This is a genomic window from Flavobacterium branchiarum (assembly GCF_030409845.1).
GTDB lineage: Bacteria > Bacteroidota > Bacteroidia > Flavobacteriales > Flavobacteriaceae > Flavobacterium > Flavobacterium branchiarum.
In genome coordinates, this window is the sequence record NZ_JAUFQQ010000003.1 from 781338 (window position 1) to 798127 (window position 16790).

General features: G+C 36.3%; 6 protein-coding genes, 2 tRNA genes and 3 rRNA genes. 8 read left to right on the forward strand and 3 right to left on the reverse strand.

Going from position 1 to position 16790, the window contains the following annotated elements; genetic code table 11:
• Positions 1 to 351: 351 nt before the first annotated feature.
• The 6 genes from QWY99_RS04065 (at position 352) to QWY99_RS04090 (ending at position 7280) form a co-directional block, all read left to right on the forward strand.
• Positions 352 to 1865, forward strand: a 16S ribosomal RNA gene (locus tag QWY99_RS04065).
• A gap of 120 nt (positions 1866 to 1985) precedes the next feature.
• Positions 1986 to 2059 (forward strand) — tRNA-Ile (locus tag QWY99_RS04070).
• Between the two features lie 88 nt (positions 2060 to 2147).
• Positions 2148 to 2221: transfer RNA gene (locus QWY99_RS04075), tRNA-Ala, on the forward strand.
• A 200-nt stretch (positions 2222 to 2421) separates the two neighbouring features.
• Positions 2422 to 5306, forward strand: a 23S ribosomal RNA gene (locus QWY99_RS04080).
• A gap of 154 nt (positions 5307 to 5460) precedes the next feature.
• Positions 5461 to 5570, forward strand: a 5S ribosomal RNA gene (rrf, locus tag QWY99_RS04085).
• The 16S, 23S and 5S rRNA genes sit together here with 2 tRNA genes alongside, the layout of an rRNA operon.
• A 759-nt stretch (positions 5571 to 6329) precedes the next feature.
• Entirely contained in the window at positions 6330 to 7280 is a 951-nt protein-coding gene (locus QWY99_RS04090) for a hypothetical protein (protein WP_290261820.1), read from the forward strand.
• 493 nt (positions 7281 to 7773) lie between these two features.
• On the opposite strand, the gene QWY99_RS04095 is transcribed toward QWY99_RS04090, so the two are convergent.
• Both QWY99_RS04095 and QWY99_RS04100 read right to left on the reverse strand, forming a co-directional pair.
• Positions 7774 to 8481: a LytR/AlgR family response regulator transcription factor gene (locus tag QWY99_RS04095; protein WP_290261822.1), complete on the reverse strand. Its 708-nt coding sequence runs from the start codon at positions 8479 to 8481 to the stop codon at positions 7774 to 7776.
• Positions 8478 to 9524 (reverse strand): sensor histidine kinase, encoded by a 1047-nt coding sequence (locus QWY99_RS04100; protein WP_290261824.1) that lies wholly within the window; start codon positions 9522 to 9524, stop codon positions 8478 to 8480. The genes QWY99_RS04095 and QWY99_RS04100 overlap by 4 nt, the downstream gene beginning before the upstream one ends.
• Positions 9525 to 9744: 220 nt before the next feature.
• Here QWY99_RS04100 and QWY99_RS04105 point away from each other — a divergent pair, with 220 nt between their 5' ends.
• Positions 9745 to 10548: a DUF5694 domain-containing protein gene (locus tag QWY99_RS04105; RefSeq protein WP_290261826.1), complete on the forward strand. Its 804-nt coding sequence runs from the start codon at positions 9745 to 9747 to the stop codon at positions 10546 to 10548.
• 73 nt (positions 10549 to 10621) lie between these two features.
• Here QWY99_RS04105 and sucC read toward each other — a convergent pair whose 3' ends face one another.
• Positions 10622 to 11815 (reverse strand): ADP-forming succinate--CoA ligase subunit beta, encoded by a 1194-nt coding sequence (gene sucC / locus QWY99_RS04110; RefSeq protein WP_129539508.1) that lies wholly within the window; start codon positions 11813 to 11815, stop codon positions 10622 to 10624.
• Between the two features lie 415 nt (positions 11816 to 12230).
• On the opposite strand from sucC, the gene gltB reads away from it, so the two are divergent.
• Positions 12231 to 16745: a glutamate synthase large subunit gene (gene gltB, locus QWY99_RS04115; RefSeq protein WP_290261830.1), complete on the forward strand. Its 4515-nt coding sequence runs from the start codon at positions 12231 to 12233 to the stop codon at positions 16743 to 16745.
• The last annotated feature ends 45 nt before the right edge of the window (positions 16746 to 16790 follow it).

The window sequence follows — 16790 nt, forward strand, 5'->3', positions numbered from 1 at the left end:
AGTTTTAAAAATAAAGATTAAAAAAAGCTTGTGAGTTTGGAAAACGAAAGTTACATTTGCACCCCGCAAAAGAAGCGAAGTTCCTTGAAATACTGCTAAGATAAGAAGTGAAATTAGAAATAAAAATTTCTAAAAAAAACTTCAAAAATATCTTGCCAGTTAAAAAGGAGTTCATTACTTTTGCACTCGCTTTGAGAAACAAGCGACACAAAAATAAAGAGAAAGTTCTTAGACATATTGAATTGACAGCCGTTTCGAAAGAGATTTCGAAACAAATAATAAAGAGTAATAGAATCGCAAGATTTGAATATAACCGATAGAATCTGAGTCGCAATATAATATAAAAAATATACGATGAAGAGTTTGATCCTGGCTCAGGATGAACGCTAGCGGCAGGCTTAACACATGCAAGTCGAGGGGTATGCTTCTTCGGGAGCAGAGACCGGCGCACGGGTGCGTAACGCGTATGCAATCTACCTTTTACAGAGGGATAGCCCAGAGAAATTTGGATTAATACCTCATAGCATTGCAGAATGGCATCATTCAGCAATTAAAGTCACAACGGTAAAAGATGAGCATGCGTCCCATTAGCTAGTTGGTAAGGTAACGGCTTACCAAGGCTACGATGGGTAGGGGTCCTGAGAGGGAGATCCCCCACACTGGTACTGAGACACGGACCAGACTCCTACGGGAGGCAGCAGTGAGGAATATTGGACAATGGGCGCAAGCCTGATCCAGCCATGCCGCGTGCAGGATGACGGTCCTATGGATTGTAAACTGCTTTTATACAGGAAGAAACCCTGGTTCGTGAACCAGCTTGACGGTACTGTAAGAATAAGGATCGGCTAACTCCGTGCCAGCAGCCGCGGTAATACGGAGGATCCAAGCGTTATCCGGAATCATTGGGTTTAAAGGGTCCGTAGGCGGTTTAGTAAGTCAGTGGTGAAAGCCCATCGCTCAACGGTGGAACGGCCATTGATACTGCTAAACTTGAATTATTAGGAAGTAACTAGAATATGTAGTGTAGCGGTGAAATGCTTAGAGATTACATGGAATACCAATTGCGAAGGCAGGTTACTACTAATTGATTGACGCTGATGGACGAAAGCGTGGGTAGCGAACAGGATTAGATACCCTGGTAGTCCACGCCGTAAACGATGGATACTAGCTGTTGGGAGCAATCTCAGTGGCTAAGCGAAAGTGATAAGTATCCCACCTGGGGAGTACGTTCGCAAGAATGAAACTCAAAGGAATTGACGGGGGCCCGCACAAGCGGTGGAGCATGTGGTTTAATTCGATGATACGCGAGGAACCTTACCAAGGCTTAAATGTAGTTTGACCGATTTGGAAACAGATTTTTCGCAAGACAAATTACAAGGTGCTGCATGGTTGTCGTCAGCTCGTGCCGTGAGGTGTCAGGTTAAGTCCTATAACGAGCGCAACCCCTGTTGTTAGTTGCCAGCGAGTCATGTCGGGAACTCTAACAAGACTGCCAGTGCAAACTGTGAGGAAGGTGGGGATGACGTCAAATCATCACGGCCCTTACGCCTTGGGCTACACACGTGCTACAATGGCCGGTACAGAGAGCAGCCACTGGGCGACCAGGAGCGAATCTATAAAACCGGTCACAGTTCGGATCGGAGTCTGCAACTCGACTCCGTGAAGCTGGAATCGCTAGTAATCGGATATCAGCCATGATCCGGTGAATACGTTCCCGGGCCTTGTACACACCGCCCGTCAAGCCATGGAAGCTGGGGGTGCCTGAAGTCGGTGACCGCAAGGAGCTGCCTAGGGTAAAACTGGTAACTAGGGCTAAGTCGTAACAAGGTAGCCGTACCGGAAGGTGCGGCTGGAACACCTCCTTTCTAGAGCCTTAGTGTTAGCTATATGCACGCTAGGGAATGAAGACGAAAGATACTAAAGGTTCATCTCTAAAGATTATATTACTCTGCTGTTAGTTCAAATAATAAATTTAAGTAAAACAGAGTCTCGTAGCTCAGCTGGTTAGAGTACTACACTGATAATGTAGGGGTCGGCAGTTCGAGTCTGCCCGGGACTACTATTTAAAACTTAAATAAAAGGAAATTTTAGAAGTTGAGCATTTATGAGCGAATTCATAACTCATAATTCATCATCATTTTAAAAATGGGGGATTAGCTCAGCTGGCTAGAGCGCCTGCCTTGCACGCAGGAGGTCAACGGTTCGACTCCGTTATTCTCCACTATCTTTAAGAAGATAGAATATAGAAAAAAAGAATATAGATTAAGTCTATACTCTAATCTCTATTTTCTTAATCTAAAAAGAAAAAGTTCATTGACATATTGAGATAAGAAAATAATAAAAAGTAGAAAGCGTTTTTATTGAGTAACAATACAAAATATAAAAACAAAAAAAAACGGTCATATTAAATTATGATTGGTACAATAAGCAAAATAAGGGCGTATGGGGGATGCCTTGGCTCTCAGAGGCGATGAAAGGCGTGATAAGCTGCGAAAAGCTACGGGGATCGGCACACACGAATTGATCCGTAGATACCTGAATGGGGCAACCCACTATGTTGAAGACATAGTACACCGATAGGTGGGCAAACCCGCTGAACTGAAACATCTAAGTAGGCGGAGGAGAAGAAAACAAAAGTGATTCCGTAAGTAGTGGCGAGCGAACGCGGATTAGCCCAAACCAACCATGTTACGGCATGATTGGGGTTGTAGGACCACGAGATTTCTTGCACAAAGAATTAGAATCTACTGGAAAGTAGAACCATAGAGGGTGATAGTCCCGTATAGGTAATGAGTGTAAAGGATAGTGGTATCCTGAGTAGGGCGGGGCACGTGAAACCCTGTCTGAATTTGGCGGGACCATCCGCTAAGGCTAAATACTCCTGAGAGACCGATAGTGAACCAGTACCGTGAGGGAAAGGTGAAAAGAACCGTGAATAACGGAGTGAAATAGATCCTGAAACCATACGCTTACAAGCGGTCGGAGCCCTTTCGTGGGGTGACGGCGTGCCTTTTGCATAATGAGCCTACGAGTTAACGTTGCTGGCAAGGATAAGTGGTTAAGCCACGGATCCGTAGCGAAAGCGAGTCTGAATAGGGCGCTTTAGTCAGTAGTGTTAGACGCGAAACCGTGTGATCTACCCATGGGCAGGTTGAAGCTGTGGTAACACACAGTGGAGGACCGAACCGGTTGACGTTGAAAAGTCTTCGGATGACCTGTGGGTAGGGGTGAAAGGCCAATCAAACTCGGAAATAGCTCGTACTCCCCGAAATGCATTTAGGTGCAGCGTTGTGCATAAAGTTATATAGAGGTAGAGCTACTGATTGGATGCGGGGGCTTCACCGCCTACCAATTCCTGACAAACTCCGAATGCTATATAATGTTTCACAACAGTGAGGGCTTGGGTGCTAAGGTCCAAGTCCGAGAGGGAAAGAACCCAGACCATCAGCTAAGGTCCCCAAATATATGTTAAGTTGAAAGAACGAGGTTTGTCTGCCCAGACAGCTAGGATGTTGGCTTGGAAGCAGCCATTCATTTAAAGAGTGCGTAACAGCTCACTAGTCGAGCGGACGAGCATGGATAATAATCGGGCATAAACATATTACCGAAGCTATGGATTTACAGTTTACTGTAAGTGGTAGGGGAGCATTCTAACAGGGTTGAAGGTGTATCGTAAGGTATGCTGGACTGGTTAGAAAAGAAAATGTAGGCATAAGTAACGATAATGCGGGCGAGAAACCCGCACACCGAAAAACTAAGGTTTCCACAGCTATGCTAATCAGCTGTGGGTTAGTCTGGTCCTAAGGCGAACCCGAAAGGGACAGTCGATGGCTAACGGGTTAATATTCCCGTACTACTAATTACTGTGATGGGGTGACGGAGTGATGAAAGCGCCGCGAACTGACGGAATAGTTCGTTGAAGTACCTACCTATAAGCTGTGCAGGCAAATCCACACGGCTTGGGGAAATACGATAGTACTCGGAGACTTCGGTTGAAGAGATAGTGCGCCTAAGGGCTTCCAAGAAAAACCTCTAAACTTCAGGTAATTAGTACCAGTACCGTAAACCGACACAGGTAGTTGAGGAGAGAATCCTAAGGTGCTCGAGAGATTCATGGCTAAGGAATTAGGCAAAATAGACCTGTAACTTCGGGAGAAAGGTCGCCAGCAGCAATGCTGGCCGCAGTGAAGAGGTCCAGGCGACTGTTTATCAAAAACACAGGGCTCTGCAAAATCGTAAGATGAAGTATAGGGCCTGACACCTGCCCGGTGCTGGAAGGTTAAGAGGAGATGTTATCTTCGGAGAAGCATTGAATTGAAGCCCCAGTAAACGGCGGCCGTAACTATAACGGTCCTAAGGTAGCGAAATTCCTTGTCGGGTAAGTTCCGACCTGCACGAATGGTGTAACGATCTGGACACTGTCTCAGCCATGAGCTCGGTGAAATTGTAGTAGCGGTGAAGATGCCGCTTACCCGCAGTGGGACGAAAAGACCCTGTGCACCTTTACTATAGCTTAGTATTGACCTTGGATAAATGATGTGTAGGATAGGTTGGAGACTGTGAAGTGGCGTCGCTAGGCGTTGTGGAGTCATTGTTGAAATACAACCCTTTGTTTATCTGAGGCCTAACCCCGTGATTGCGGGGGACATTGCTTGGTGGGTAGTTTGACTGGGGTGGTCGCCTCCAAAAGAGTAACGGAGGCTTCTAAAGGTTCCCTCAGTACGCTTGGTAACCGTGCGTAGAGTGCAATGGCATAAGGGAGCTTGACTGAGAGACATACAGGTCGATCAGGTACGAAAGTAGAGCATAGTGATCCGGTGGTTCCGCATGGAAGGGCCATCGCTCAAAGGATAAAAGGTACGCCGGGGATAACAGGCTGATCTCCCCCAAGAGCTCATATCGACGGGGGGGTTTGGCACCTCGATGTCGGCTCGTCACATCCTGGGGCTGGAGAAGGTCCCAAGGGTTGGGCTGTTCGCCCATTAAAGTGGCACGCGAGCTGGGTTCAGAACGTCGTGAGACAGTTCGGTCTCTATCTACTGTGGGCGCAAGAAATTTGAGTGGATCTGATTCTAGTACGAGAGGACCGAATTGGACAAACCTCTAGTGTATCTGTTGTTCCGCCAGGAGCACCGCAGAGTAGCTACGTTTGGAAGGGATAAGCGCTGAAAGCATATAAGCGCGAAACCCACCACAAGATGAGATTTCTTTTAAGGATCGTGGGAGATGACCACGTTGATAGGCTATAGATGTAAAGGCAGTAATGTCATAGTCGAGTAGTACTAATAATCCGTAAGCTTATGTACACCTTTTCCCCACACTACGGTGTGGGGGAGAAACTTTCTAAATAAATTATATTTTTTCTTTATCTCAGTGTGTTAAGATATTGTTCACTTGATAATTAATAATCAACAATTAATAATTAACAATTGATAAGTTGTCCAAAGCAACTAACGACCTTAAGGTGGTTATTGCGGCGGGGCTCACCTCTTCCCATCCCGAACAGAGTAGTTAAGCCCGCCTGCGCAGATGGTACTGCAGTTATGTGGGAGAGTATGTCGTCGCCTTTCTTTTAAAACCCTGTTTCTAACGAAACAGGGTTTTTTTTTGCCCTTTTTTTAACCGAAATCCTTTCGCTACAATCTTGTCTTTCTGAGGAACGAAGAATCTCCACAAGTAGCTTACACAAAGTAGTTTTTATAGAATCCCGTTACCCCTATCTTGACCACAATCGTGTCTTTCTGAGGAACGAAGAATATCCGCAAGTAGCTTACACAAAATAGTTTTTAAAGAATGCTGTATTACCGGATCAACACTAAAACCAGAGATCAATAGGAAAACCTGGGATCAAGCGTTATTTTTGGGGACTAGTATAATCTAGGTATACTTTACGTTAGTTATTTGCGGAGGTTCTTCGTTCCTCAGAAGGATAATATTGCGGATAAAAAAAATGAATTGAAAAATGAATTGAAAAAGCGTACTAAAATGAATGCTAGTCCTTAGGTTTTAGGATTGATCCATGCCTTTGTTTTGGCATTAAAAGATTCAGCCGAGGCATTTGTACTACTGTTATCAAAGTAGTTTAAAATGGTTTAATAATTAAGCTGTATTGTATTTACAACGGTATTGAAAGATTTATAATTTTCATTTTGATCAATTATACTAGTGAACTAGTTTAGTATATGTTATCTCTTTTACGGAAGTAGTATTATAATTGTCAATAATAGTATTTCTAGTTTTTAATAATTAACTATTTGTAAGTAATGTTGTATTTTACGCAAGTAAAACGCTATATTTGTAAGATTATTAATTTAAAAAAAATAAATAAAATGAAAAGAAAGCTTGTTTTAATTGTATTTATGGCTCTTATTTCCTGTAATGCTGATGATCAAATGGATCAATCTGTAGTTGCTGAAATTTTTGATGAACCAGTATTAGTTAATGAGATCTTAGAGTTTAAAACTGAGGAATCCTTTTTGGGTTTGTATTCTAATTTATCAACATTTGATACTGATGGGCTTAATAAATGGATTTCTGATAAAAAGTTAATAGCGTTACTAAATATTGCTAGTGATTCTTTAGAAATGCAAGAAGATGTTATATCTAAATCTAGAGTTATTTATTCAGATGCTTTAAAATCTATTTTAAACTATGATTCAAAAGTTAAAATTGGGAATAATACATTATGGCTTAATGAACGTAGTTTTTATTTGTTGCCACGAAACTTACAAAATAAAAGATCTAAAGATCTTATAGCAATCCAAGATGATTTACAAGTTTATGGTCAATTATTAGGTAGTATTAAACCGGATGATAATTCAACAAGTAGAAATACTTTTCCTAATGAAAATAGAAGTAGAACATTTGTTACAGAGTTGGAAGGAGAGCAAGGAAGTAGGTTAAGACATGTGCTAGATTTGTTTAACGAGACGATTGTTATTAATGATGTTATAAAATCTAGTAAGATGTATTTAAGAAGTACATTGCAATATAGATCTTGTTCAACTTGGAGATGTACTTGGAAGGATGCTTCGGATTTAAGGAGTTTTCAAGCAATAAATTTATTTTGTAATGTTTGTCAAAATAGTGATGTTTTTAGTCCTTGGAAGCTAGAAATTCCGATTAGTGCTGTTGGTTTATCGGGTACGCAAACTTTTTTGCTTGCCAATTGGACACTGTCAAATGTTCTTGTTGAGCGATTTCCTAACTTTGCTGTCTCTGGTTCTGTTTCTGGCGGAGCAAATGGAGGCTGGTTTACCACAAATATTGCATGGTATTAATGTTATCTCTTATGATTATATGTAGACATGATTTACGGGTTATATTTTAATATAATCTGTGTGTTGCTTTTTTTGATTATTTAATTAAATGAAACATATAGCTTCTACTAATATGAATCCTTCCTTATGTTTAGGTTTTGGAAAAGGTAATTTTTTTTTTACTTAGTTTTTTATTTTGATAGGTCGTTTATAAATAAAACTAATAACTAAACAAGATTTTATTACTAAATTTTTGTAGATGTCTGTTTCCATGAATAAAATAAAGTAGAAATGAGGTAATGTGAAAAAACTTAAACTCTTGAAGTTTTGTCTTCAGGTCTTTAAGTTTTTTTACTATTTTTTTTGTTTTTGTAGCTATTTCAGTAGTTTTGTATAATGCCTTATCCACAATCTTATCTTTCTGAGGAATGAAGGGCTGAGTGATAGCGAATAGACGCAGTATTCACATCAACGGCTAACATGTAAAGAATCTTCTGCAAATGTCTATCCTTTTTTATATCTTATTTTTATCAATATGACTGAAAAAAGCATCTTTATAGGTAGCTCCAATCGGTAGTTCTTTCGTGTTTATAAAAACAGAAAAACTATCAGTAGATTCAATTTGTTTAAAAGCAACTACGTAAGATTTGTGAATTTGAATAAAATCATTTTCGGGTAAAGACTTAATTATGTTTTTTAAAGAAGAGTGAGTAATAATTTGTTGTTTTGAAGTATGAATGCAAACGTAATTCTGTAGACTTTCGATATAAAGTATTTCGCTTAGAAGCATTTTTTGAAATTTATTTTTACCATCAGTTTTTATAAAAGCAAATTCAGGCGTAGTATTGGTATTTGTAGGCTCAGTTTTAGAATCAGGTTTTAATTTTGATACGGCTTGATAAAAACGTTCAAAGGCAATTGGTTTTAGTAAATAGTCAACTGCATTTATTTCATAGCCTTCTAATGCGAAATCAGGGTAAGCGGTTGTGAAAATGATTTTGACATCTTTAGAAATAATTTTAGAAAGTTGCAAGCCTGTTAATTGAGGCATTTGTATGTCTAAAAAAACTACATCAATTTTATTGGAGTTTATAAATTCTAAAGCTTTTAATGAATCATTAAAAATTCCGATTTCTTCGAGGAAAGACACTTTCTCAATATAGTTTTTTAAAATACGTGTTGCAGGTGGTTCGTCATCAACAATTATGCATTTGAATTTCATAGACTGTTTTTTAAAGGTATTCTTAGGTAAGTTTTAAAGGTATTGTTTTCTGATGTTTTATTTAAGGTAAATTTATCGCTATAGGTGTATTCTAATCGCTTGATTAGATTTTTAAAGCCAATCCCAGTTGAAGAATAATTTTCGCTTTCAATAAAGTAATTAAAGGTAGTTATCTCTAAGGATTCTTTTTTAATGAGTATCAATATAATTGCTTTCTTATTTATATCGTTTAGTTTTCCGTGTTTAAAAACATTTTCTATAAAATGAATTAATACAGATGGAAGAATTGTTTCGGATGTATAATCTCCTTTAATCGCGAAATCTAAATTAAGTTGATCTTCAAATCTTTTTTGCTGTAAATGAATGTAGTTATTTATAAATTGAATTTCTTTTGTGAGTAAAACTTCTTCTTTATCGGTTTCTGTAATCACATAACGAAGTAAATCTGATAGTGTTAAGATGTCGGAGGCAATGTTGTCATCTTTTCCTATTAACTGGCTGTAAAATGAGTTTAATGTATTGAATAGGAAATGTGGACTTACTTGTGATTTTAGCATCTGAAATTCGGCTTTCTTATTCTCGAATAGTAATTTTTGATTTTGTTTTTGTGTTTCTTGAAACTGCCAAAATAAAAAACTTAAAGAACTAAGGAATATTGAAGGTAATCCAAAGAAAAAGTTATCCCTTATGTAGTATGCTGTATTTCTTGATGTTTCTACATAATTATGTATTCCTGTAATTTCATATACAATAACCTCTTGAAAAAAGTAACGTAATCCTGAAAAGATTATTAATGAGATTGGGATACTTATAATGTATAATAATAATTTTTTCTTATTTAAAAACCAGCTACAAAAAAAGTAAAAATTAAGAAGATAAACAATAAATATTGCTAGTATGTATCCAATGTTAAATAAGAAGTAAGTTTTATTAAAAAGGGATTCTAATTTTTGGTTGTTTACTCCGATAGTCCATAAGTTAAATATTAGAAATAATCCTAAAAATAAAATAATGTGATAGTAAAACGGGATTTTTAACTTCATAATTAAGTCTTAAATATTTTCAAAAGTACGATTATGACTTCGAATGAAAATCATTTTTATATAAAACCTTTATTTCTTGGGATGAACTGTTAGAAATGGTATATGTATGTTTTTAGGGTGCAATTTCAATCGTTTATACTTATAAATTTGGTGTATGTCAAATATTAAATGATTTTATTGAATGCTCGTATTCTTTTGTTTCGAATTTAAAAAACCATTCATGAAAAAAATCTTTTTATTACTTGTATTAATTATTGCGTTTAGTAATGCTTTTGCTCAAACAAAGAAAAAGCAAATTTTATTAATTGGAACGTTTCATTTTTCAAATCCCGGATTAGATGTTGCTAAAGTGAATACTTTTGATGTTATGTCTGATAAAAGCCAGAAAGAACTTGAGGATATAACAAATAAGATTAAAGATTTTGCTCCTGATAAATTTTTTGTAGAATGGAATTATAAGAAACAAGATAAGCTAGATAAATTATTTGCTAGTAACACTGATAGTTTACTCCGTAGTAATGCTGACGAAAGAATACAATTAGCATTAAGAACGGCTAAGAAATTAGGTCGTAAGCGACTTTTAGCGATTGATTATAATCAGGCAAGTTTTCCTTATGATAGTTTGTTAAAAGGAATGAAAGAAGCCAATCAGTTGGAACTATTAAAAAGGAATGAAGGTCTTATGGCTAGTTATGAGAAATCTCAAAATGAAAAAATATCGAAATATAGTTTAACTAAGCTTCTGTTGGATTATAATTCTAAAGAATCAGTTGCTGAGGATTTAGGATGGTATCTTGGAATTGGTAATGTTGCAGGAAAAATAGATAATTTTGTTGGCGCTTTTTTGGTGTCAGAATGGTATCGTAGAAATCTTTATATGTATTCTTTAATTCAAAAGCTTACAGAAGCTAAGGATAATAAGATTATGGTTTTGTTAGGTGCCAGTCATGCGGCAATGATGAGAGAATTTATAAAATATGATCCAAATTTTGAAGTAATAGAGTTGGAGACGATTTTAAAATAACTGTAAATTCAAAGCAAAAAAAAATCCTAAGCATTGCTTAGGATTTTTTATGTATAATTATTTTCTTAAATAATTAAGAAAGTGCAGCTTTAACTTGGTCAGCGGCTTCTTGAAATTCTACAGCTGATAAAATTGGCATTCCAGAGTTATCAATTAATTCTTTTGCAATAGCAGCATTTGTACCTTGTAAACGAACAATGATAGGCACTTTAATAGCGTCTCCCATGTTTTTGTAAGCGTCTACAACTCCTTGAGCAACACGGTCGCAACGAACGATTCCTCCGAAGATGTTGATTAAGATAGCTTTTACGTTAGGATCTTTTAAGATAATACGGAAAGCAGTTTCAACACGTTTTGCATCAGCAGTTCCACCTACGTCAAGGAAGTTTGCAGGCTCAAAACCAGCATACTTAATTAAGTCCATAGTTGCCATTGCTAATCCAGCTCCGTTTACCATACATCCTACAGTACCGTCAAGATCTACATAGTTTAATCCAACTTCTTTAGCTTCAACTTCAATTGGATTCTCCTCACGGATATCACGCATTTCAGCATATTTAGGTTGTCTGTATAATGCATTATCATCGATATTAACTTTAGCATCAACAGCTAAAATTTTATTATCAGAAGTTTTTAATACTGGGTTGATTTCAAACATAGAAGCATCAGAACCAATATATGCATTGTATAAAGAGTCAATGAATTTAACCATTTCTTTAAAAGCATTTCCAGAAAGACCTAAGTTAAAGGCAATTCTTCTTGCTTGAAAACCTTGTAATCCTACAGATGGATCAACTTCTTCAGTAAAGATTAAGTGTGGTGTGTGCTCAGCAACTTCTTCAATATCCATTCCACCTTCAGTAGAATACATGATCATGTTACGTCCTGTACCTCTATTCAATAAAACAGAAACATAGAATTCAGAAGTTTCACTTTCACCAGGATAGTAAACATCTTCAGCAACTAAAATTTTATTCACTTTTTTACCCTCAGCAGAAGTTTGAGGAGTAATCAATTGCATTCCGATGATTTGTTCAGCTATTTCTTCAACTTGTTGTAAGTTTTTAGCTAACTTAACTCCACCACCTTTTCCACGTCCACCTGCGTGAATTTGTGCTTTAATAACATGCCATCCTGTTCCAGTCTCAGCAGTTAATTGTTTTGCAGCAGCTACAGCTTCAACCGCATTATTAGCTACAATTCCGCGTTGAATGCGTACTCCGTAACTAGCTAAAATTTCTTTTCCTTGATATTCGTGTATGTTCATAATATAGAATTTGTCTGGTTCTGAATTTATTTCAGAATAAAAGTGGGACAAAAATAACAAAAATCAGCTTTAAAAAGAAATCTTTTTGGAATAAAAACCAAGACTTATTTTACTTCTCCATTTCTTCAAAATTAATTAGAAATTTGAGTTAAATAATTGTGTAACTAATGTTAATTTTATGACACTATATCGTTTGAGATTTAACATAAAATAGTGCGAATTTCGGTGTGTAATTGGGTTTTTGCATGTAAAAATGAAAAGTGGATTATGATTTTGTCAATTCGGGGTGGGTTAAAAAGTGTTTTTGACAATTTAGGATTGTTTTTCTATTATTACTATAAAAATGTAAGCGATACGCTTTATTCGATACATTATGTTTAACGGAATCTTTATTTTTGTAAAAAAAATATCAAGAATGAAAGTTAAAGAACAAGGGCTATATCTGCCCGAATTTGAACACGACAATTGTGGTGCAGGATTTATTTGTAATCTGAATGGTATTAAGTCTAACGACATCATTCACAAAGCATTGGATATCTTAATAAAATTGGAACATCGTGGTGCAGTTAGTTCTGATGGAAGAACTGGAGACGGTGCTGGAATTTTATTTGATATCCCACATGATTTTTTTAAGAAAGTTTGTGATTTTGAAATTCCTGAAACACGTGAGTATGGAGTAGGAATGGTTTTTTTACCAAAAAGTAAAAATCAAGTTGCATTTTGTATTAATGCATTCGAAACAAACATTAAAGAGCAAAACCTATCTATTCTTGGCTGGAGAGACGTCCCAGTTGATGTAAATAGTTTAGGTGAGATTGCGGCAGAAAAAGAACCAACCGTTAAACAGGTTTTTGTTGGAAAAAATGGGCAGAATCTAACAGAACAACAATTTAATGCTAAGTTATTTGCAGCAAGAAAAATAGCAGAACATGCTGTCAGAAATTCTAAAACTTCTGAAAGTCACATGTTTTATTTCTCTAGTTTATCTACAACAACCATAATATATAAAGGTTTGTTGATGCCTGAAGATATTAGTGGTTATTTTATAGATTTAAAAGATACTGATTTAGTAACACGTTTGGCATTAGTTCACCAACGTTTTTCTACAAATACATTCCCTTCTTGGGAGTTGGCTCAACCTTTTAGGTATATGTGTCACAATGGAGAAATCAATACACTTCGCGGGAACATTAGCAGAATGAGAGCTCGAGAAGAATTGATGCAAAGTGATATTTTTGGCGAAGACATAAAAAAGTTGTTTCCTATTATCCTTGAAGGAAAGTCAGATTCAGCTTCTATGGATATGGTCGTTGAATTATTGTTAATGACAGGTAGATCATTGCCAGAAGCTATGATGATGGTAGTTCCAGAAGCTTGGGAGAAACACCAAACGATGTCGGAAGATAAAAAAGCATTTTATGAATATAATGCATGCATCATGGAGCCTTGGGATGGACCAGCTTCGATTCCGTTTACTGATGGAAATGTAATTGGTGCATTACTTGATAGAAATGGATTACGTCCTTCTCGTTATACATTAACAAAAAGCGGTTTTGTAATCATGTCATCAGAAATTGGTGTTCTTGATGTTAATCCCGAAGATGTAATTCAACACGGTCGTTTAGAGCCAGGAAAAATGTTCTTGGTAGATATGAACGAAGGTCGTATTATAGAAGATGATGAGATTAAAAATGCTATTGTAACTAAGCGTCCTTATAGAGAATGGCTTAATGATAACTTATTACCATTAGCAAAAGTGCCTTATACAAATAATCCAACGCCTGTTGAAAAGATTGATTTTGAAACAAGACAACGATTATTTGGTTATACAATTGAAGATTTAAAAACAATAATTAATCCGATGGGAGCTCAAGGAGCTGAAGCGATTAGTTCAATGGGTAATGATACACCATTGGCAGTTTTATCAGAGCAACCTCAATTATTGTATAATTATTTCAAGCAACTGTTTGCACAGGTAACTAATCCACCTTTAGATGGTATTCGTGAAGAAATTATCACAGATATCAGTTTAGCGGTAGGAGGAGATTTTAATATTTTTGAAATTGAATCAAAACAATGTAAAAAATTAAAAATCCAAAATCCAGTTATCTCAAAAGAGGATTTAGATAAAATTAAGAATATAGATCACGCCGATTTTAAAACAGCAACTATTTCTACTTTATATAAAATAGAAAAAGGAGTAAATGGTTTAGAGCGTGCTTTAGAAAAATGTGTCCAAGCAACTTACAAAGCGGTAAATGAAGGACACAATATCATTATTCTTTCAGATAGAGGAGTAAGCAAAGAGTTGGCGCCAATACCAATGTTGTTAGCTTGTTCATATGTTCACCATTCATTGAATATTTTACAGGTTCGTTCTAAATTCGGAATTATAATCGAATCGGCAGAACCTCGTGAGCCACATCATTTTGCCTTATTATTTGGTTATGGAGCAAGTGCGATTAATCCTTATATGGTAAATGAAATTATTCATAATCAGGTAGAACAAGGTTTTATTAAAGGAATAAAAGCAGATTATGCTATTGCAAATTATAATAAAGCTATTGCAAAAGGTATTCTTAAGATTATGAATAAAATAGGTATCTCTACATTACATTCTTATAGAGCTGCGCAAATTTTTGAAATCTTAGGATTAAATAAAACATTCTCTTCTAAATATTTCCCATATACACCATCTCGAATTGAGGGAATTGGTTTGATGGAAATAGAAAAAGAAGTTAAGAAAAGATACCAAAAAGCATTTCCAAATTCTAAAATTGCCAATTTATTGCCATTGGAAATTGGAGGTATTTACAGATGGAGAAGATCGGGTGAAAAACATATGTTTAACCCAACGACAATTGCTAAATTACAGCAAGCAGTTCGTTTAAACAGCCCAGAAAGTTACAAAGAATACTCTGACATGGTTAATGAGCAAAGCTCAAACCTAATGACAATTAGAGGTTTATTTGAATTTAATAATCTAGATCCAATTTCTATTGATGAAGTAGAGCCTTGGACAGAGATTGTGAAAAAATTCAAAACAGGAGCAATGTCTTATGGGTCAATCAGTAGAGAAGCACATGAGAACTTAGCAATTGCGATGAATAGAATTGGAGGAAAAAGTAATTCAGGAGAAGGAGGAGAAGATCCAAAACGTTTCCAGAAAGAAATTAACGGAGATTCTAGAAATAGTGCTATCAAGCAAGTTGCTTCAGGAAGATTTGGTGTTTCTATCAATTATTTGACAAATGCCAAAGAGATTCAAATTAAAATGGCTCAAGGTGCTAAACCTGGAGAGGGAGGACAATTGCCAGGTGAAAAAGTAGTGCCTTGGATTGCAGAAACAAGAAATTCAACACCTTATGTAGGACTTATTTCACCACCACCGCACCACGATATTTATTCTATTGAAGATTTATCTCAATTGATTTTTGATTTAAAAAATGCCAATCGTGATGCGCGTGTAAACGTAAAATTAGTTTCAGAAGTTGGAGTTGGAACAATCGCTGCTGGTGTTGCAAAAGCTAAAGCCGATGTGATTTTAATTTCAGGTTATGATGGAGGAACAGGAGCTGCACCATTAACATCTTTGCAACATACAGGTATTCCTTGGGAACTTGGTTTAGCAGAAGCGCAACAAACTTTAATCTTAAATGATTTAAGAAGTCGTGTTGTTTTAGAATGTGATGGACAATTAAAAACAGGTCGTGATGTTGCTATTGCAGCTTTATTAGGAGCAGAAGAATTTGGTTTTGCAACTGCACCACTTGTAGCTTCAGGTTGTATTATGATGAGAGCTTGTCACTTAAATACATGTCCAGTTGGAATTGCTACGCAGGATCCAGAATTAAGAAAAAACTTTAAAGGAACACCTGAGCATGTAATCAACTTTATGTATTTTATTGCAGAAGAGTTAAGAGAAATCATGGCGCAATTAGGATTCAGAACTTTAAAAGAAATGGTTGGGCAATCACAAAAATTAAATGTGAATAAAGCAATCAAGCATTATAAAGCAAATGGATTGGATTTATCTTCAATTCTTTACAAACCCGAGAAAGCAAAAACAGTTCCAAATCACAATACAACGACACAAGATCACGCATTAGAAAACGTATTGGATTTTGCAATTATAAAAGAAGCAATTCCTTCTATTTATAGAAAAGAGAAAACAAGAGTTAATTTCAAAATTAAAAATACAGACCGTTCTGTAGGAGCAATTTTGAGTAATGAAATCTCAAAAATATATGGAGCTCAAGGGTTGCCAGAAGATACTATTTTAGTTGATTTTGAAGGATCTGCAGGACAAAGTTTTGGAGCATTTGCTACAAATGGATTGTCATTTAAGATTCATGGGAATTGCAATGACTACTTAGGAAAAGGACTTTCGGGAGGAAAATTAATCATTAAAGTTCCACCAACGGCTACTTTTAAACCTGAGGAGAATATTATTATTGGTAACGTTGCTCTTTACGGAGCTATTACTGGTGAAGCATACATTAATGGTATGGCGGGAGAACGTTTCTGTGTGAGAAATTCTGGAGCAACAGCAGTTGTAGAAGGAATTGGAGATCATGGTTGCGAATATATGACCGGCGGAACTGTTGTTATTTTAGGTAAAACAGGAAGAAATTTTGCTGCTGGAATGAGCGGTGGTGTTGCTTATGTTTATGACAAGGATAAAAAATTCGATTCGACTTTATGTAATATGGAGATGGTAGCATTTGATCCATTAGAAGAAGATGATTTTATCAAGTTAAGACGTTTAATCAAAAACCACTCGTTGTACACCAACAGTCCATTAGCAAAAAGACTTTTGGCAAACTGGGAAGACGAACAGGAACATTTCATCAAAGTAATGCCTACAGATTATAAAAAGGCATTACAAAGAATAGCAGAAGAAAAGAAAATCGAAGAACTAATAGCTTAATCAAAAATCAATTTCAAAAATCAAAAATCAATTTCAATTTTAAAA